General features: G+C 73.5%; 1 protein-coding gene. It reads right to left on the minus strand.

The genetic code is table 11. From position 1 onward, the window contains the following. Positions 1 to 4,992: SDR family NAD(P)-dependent oxidoreductase (locus tag ACTWPP_RS44845; protein ID WP_443110591.1), on the minus strand; the 4,992-nt coding region annotated here is incomplete at both ends.

Raw genomic sequence — 4,992 nt, forward strand, 5'->3', positions numbered from 1 at the left:
GGGCTTCGATGGGGTCGCCGAGCCGGGTGCCGGTGCCGTGTGCCTCGACCGCGTCGATGTCGGTGGGGGTGAGGCCGGCGTTGGTGAGGGCCTGCCGGATCACCCGCTGCTGGGACGGGCCGTTCGGGGCGGTGAGCCCATTGGATGCGCCGTCCTGGTTGACGGCTGAGCCGCGCACCACGGCGAGGACCTGATGGCCGTTGCGTTCGGCGTCCGAGAGCCGCTCGACCAGCAGTAGACCGACGCCCTCACCCCAGCCGGTGCCGTCGGCCGCGGCGGCGAACGACTTCGGCCGCCCGTCGGGGGCCAGGCCGCGCTGGCGGCTGAACTCGATGAACGAGGCGGGGGTGGCCATCACGGTGACGCCGCCGGCCAGCGCCAGGTCGCATTCGCCGTTGCGCAGCGCCTGGATCGCCAGGTGCAGAGCGACCAGCGACGACGAGCACGCCGTGTCCACCGAGATGGCCGGGCCCTCCAGGCCGAACGTGTAGGCCAGCCGTCCCGACGCGACACTGCCGGCGCTGCCGGTCCCCAACTGGCCCTCGTAGCCTTCCGGCGCCGAATGCATGAGGCGCGAGGCGTAGTCGTCGTACATCACGCCCGTGAACACCCCGGTGCGGCTGCCGCGCAGCGATCGCGGGTCGACGCCCGCGCTTTCGACGGCTTCCCAGCCGGTCTCCAGCAGCAGCCGCTGCTGCGGGTCCGTGGCCAGCGCCTCCCGCGGGCTGATCCCGAAGAACTCCGCGTCGAAGTTCCCGGCGTCGTAAAGGAAACCTCCGTGGCGGGTGTAGGTGGTGCCGGGGTGGTCGGGGTCCGGGTCGTACAGCGCGTCCAGGTCCCAGCCACGGTCGGTGGGGAACTCGCCGATCGCGTCGGTGCCCTCGGCCACCAGCCGCCACAGGTCCACCGGCGACCGGACGCCGCCGGGGAAGCGGCAGGCCATCCCCACGATCGCGATCGGCTCGTCGGCCGCGACGGTGGACGTGGTCGCGGCGGTGGAAGACGACGGCTCGCCGGTGCTGAGCACCCGTTCCTTGAGATACCGCACCAGTGCGGTGGCGGTGGGGTGGTCGAACGCCAGCGTCGCCGGAAGGCGGAGTCCGGTCACGCCGCTCAGCCGGTTGCGCAGCTCGACCGCGGTGAGCGAGTCGAAGCCGAGTTCCTTGAAGTTCCGGTCCTGGGCTCCGTCCACGGCGGTGGAGTGGCCGAGCACGGCGGTGACGTGACCGCGGACGAGTTCGGCGAGCAGCTCGTCCTGTTCGGCGTCGGGCAGCTCGGAGAGCCGTGCCGCCAGGGCGCCGCCGCCGGCGACCGCGCCGTTCACGTCCGCGCGCCGGGGCCGCCGCCGGACCAGGCCGCTCAGCACCGGGGGCAGGGTGCCCTCGGCGGCACGGTTCTGGAGGGCGCGCTGGTCCAGGTCCGCCGCCACGACGTGGGGCGTCCCGGCGGACGGCGCGGCGTCGAACAGGGCGAGGGCCTGTTCCGTCGCCATGGGCCGCAGCCCCTGACGGTGTAGCCGCTCGCGCTGCGCCTGGGTGAGGGAGCCGGTCATGTCGCTGTCGGCGGCCCAGAGCCCCCAGGCGAGCGACGTGCCCGGCAGTCTCAGGGACCGGCGACGGTGGGCCAGTGCGTCGAGGTAGGCGTTGGCGGCGGCGTAGTTGGCCTGCCCGGCCGCCCCGACCGTTCCGGTCGTGGAGGAGACGAGCACGAACGCGGCCAGGTCGCTGTCGGCGGTCAGCTCGTGCAGATGCCAGGCCGCGTCCACCTTCGGCCTGAGCACCGAGTGCAGGTGACGCGGGGTCAGGTTGGTCAGCATCGCGTCGTCCAGAACACCGGCGGCGTGCACGACGGCCGTGAGCGGACGGTCCTCCGGCAGCGCGGCGAGGACGCGGGCGAGGTCGTCGCGGTCGGCGACATCGCAGGCGGCGACGGTGACCTCCGCCCCCAGCGCGGTCAGCTCCGCCCGCAGTTCCTCCGCCCCGGGGGCGTCCGGACCCCGGCGGCCGACCAGGAGCACGTGGCGCACGCCGTGGCGGGAGACGGCGTGACGGGCGAGGCGCGCCCCGACCGTGCCGGTGCCTCCGGTGATGAGCACGGTGCCGCCCGGGGCGAGCGGGGCGTCCTCGGCGGCGGCCGAGGCCGCGGCGAGCCGCGGGACGTGGCACCGGCCGCCCCGGATCGCGAGCTGCGCTTCGCCGCTCGCGATCGCCGTCCCCACAGCGTGGACGGAGGCGTCGTCGCCGTCGAGGTCCAGCAGGGTGAAGCGGCCGGGGTGCTCCAGCTGCGCCGACCGGACCAGACCCCACGCGGCCGCCCCGGCGAGATCGGTGAGGATTTCGTCCATGCCGGTGACGACGGCGCCCCGGGTCACGATGACCAGGCGGGACGAGGCAAGCCGCTCGTCGTCGACCCACCGCCGCGTCAGCTCCAGCGCCCGTTCGGCGACGACGTGCGCCGCCTCGGGACGATCGTCGTCCGGCGCGGAACACTCGGCGAGGACCAGGTCCGGTATCGGGCCGTCGATGGGGACGGTTTCGCCCCATGCGGTGACCCCGTCGAGCCGTTCGGCCAGTCCCAGGGAGTCGGATCCCAGCACGGCGGCCCGCAGCGGCTCTGTGGGCGCCGGGGCAAGGGCCGTCCAGTTCAGCTCGAACAGCGGCGTGTTCCCTTGGTCGTCGCCCCGCAGCTGCCCGGGATCGACGTGCCGCAACGCCAGCGACTCGATGGCGGCGACAGGTGCGCCGGTCGCGTCGGCCATGTCCAGGGCGATCTCGTCCGTTCCGATCGGACGCAGCCGCACCCGCAAGTGGCTCGCACCCACGGCCCGCAGCGACACGCCGGTGAAGGAGAACGGCAGCCACGCCCCGTCACGCTCGCCGAGCAGACCGAGGACGATGGCGTGCAGCGCGGCGTCCAGCAACGCCGGATGCACGCAGAAGCGCTGGGACGCCGCGTGCTCGTCCTCCGGCAGGACGATCTCGGCGAAGACCTCGTCGCCGGCCCGCCATGCGGCCCGCAGCCCCTGGAAGGCCGGTCCGTACTCGTATCCGTCGGCGCCGAGCCGGTCGTAGGCGCCGGTGAGGTCGATGGGAGCCGCTCCGGGCGGTGGCCATGCCTCGGGGAACCCGTCCCCTTCCGCGGCGGCGGTCGCGGCGACGGTACCGGTGGCGTGCCGGGTCCACGGCTGCTCCGGCCGGTCCACCGGACGCGAGTGGATCATCAAAGCGCGGTGCTCGCCGTCCTCGGGCGCGGTGACGGTGACGTGGAGCTGGACGGGTGCGTTGTGGTGGAGAGTCAGGGGACTCTCCAGGGTGAGCTCGTCGATCCGGTCGCCGCCGACCTCGACGGCCGCCCGGAGGGCGAGGTCGAGGAACGCGGCGCCGGGCAGCGGCGTGCTGTTGAGGATGCTGTGATCGGCCAGCCATGGATGTGTGGCCGTGGAGATCCGGCCCGTGAGGATGTGGCCGTTCCCATCGGGGAGTTCGGTCGCGGCACCGACCAGCGCGTGCCCGGTCGCCGTCCCGGACTGACTCGCCTTCGCGGCCGGGTGCAGCCAGTACCGGCGGTGTTGGAACGGGTACGTCGGCAGCGGGACGAACCGGTTCCCGGAGTGGACGGTCGTCCAGTCGACGTCGACGCCGTGCGTGTGGGCACGTGTCAGCGCGGTGAGCAGCTGAGCCCGGTCGTCCCGATCGCGGCGCAGCGTGCCGACCGCCACGGCCGCCGCGTCGATCTCCTCGGCGGTGTGCTGGATCGAGGCGGTCAGCACCGGGTGCGGGCTCGCCTCGATGAACCGGGTGTACCCCGACTCCAGCAGGCCGGTGACCGCACGCCGGAACCGCACCGGGTTCCGCAGGTTGTCGTACCAGTACTCGGCGTCGAACCGGACGCCGTCACCGATCTCGCGTGCCGTCGTGTGCACCGGGATGATCGGTTCTCGCGGCTCGATGCCGGCGAGGGCTTCTAGCATGCGGTCGCGCAGCGGTTCGATGTGGGGCGAGTGTGAGGCGTACCCGATCGGGACGGCCCGGGCGTCGACGTCCCGGCCCCGGTACTCGGCGATCAGCCGGTTGACGGCATCGAGGGCGCCGGACACGACGGTGGTGCGCGGCGAGTTGACGCCCGCGACCGACAGCGCGTCGCCGTACGGCTCCAGATCGGCGGTGACCCGCTCGACGGGCAGCGGGATGGCCGCCATCCCGCCGGTCCCCGCGATGGTGGCGGCGACCTGGCCGCGCACCGCGATGATCTTCGCCGCGTCCTCCAGCGTCAGCGCCCCCGCGATGTGCGCGGCGGTGATCTCGCCCTGGGAGTGGCCGACGACCGCGTCCGGCTGCACGCCGTGCGCCTGCCACACCCGCGCCAGCGCGACCGTGAGCGCGAACAGCGCGGGCTGGATCACATCGACGCGGTCCACCTCGGGCGCGTCCGGTTCGCCGCGCAGCACCGACGGCAGCGACCAGCCGGTATGGGGCCGTAGGGCCTCGTCGCAGGCCCGCAGGTGCTCGGCGAACACGGGTGAGGTCTCCAGCAGGCCCAGGCCCATGCCCGGCCACTGGGCGCCGTGTCCGGGGAAGGCGAACACGGTCTTTCCGGGTGTCTCGACGCCCTGGCTGAGGTTCGTGGCCGGGGCGCCGTCCCGGAGTGCCGCCAGCTCGTAACGGAATTCGTCGATGGTGGTGCCGACGACCCCCGCGCGGTGGAGGAACGTGCCGCGGGTGCTCAGCGTGCGGGCGACGGCCGACGGATCCAGATCGGGGTTGGTCTCGATGTGGTGGAGCAGGCGTCCGGCCTGGTCGCGCAGCGCGGGTTCGGTCTTCGCCGACATCAGCCAGGCGACCGGGCCGGTGTCTTCCTCCGCTTCGGCCTCCTCGGTCGCCGGGGGTTCTTCGATGATGATGTGGGCGTTGGTGCCGCTGATGCCGAAGGAGGAGATTGCGGCGCGGCGTGGGTGGTCAAGTTGGGGCCAGGGGCGGTTTTGGGTGAGGAGTT

It is taken from the genome of Actinomadura sp. 3N407 (assembly GCF_052245875.1).
Lineage (GTDB): Bacteria > Actinomycetota > Actinomycetes > Streptosporangiales > Streptosporangiaceae > Spirillospora.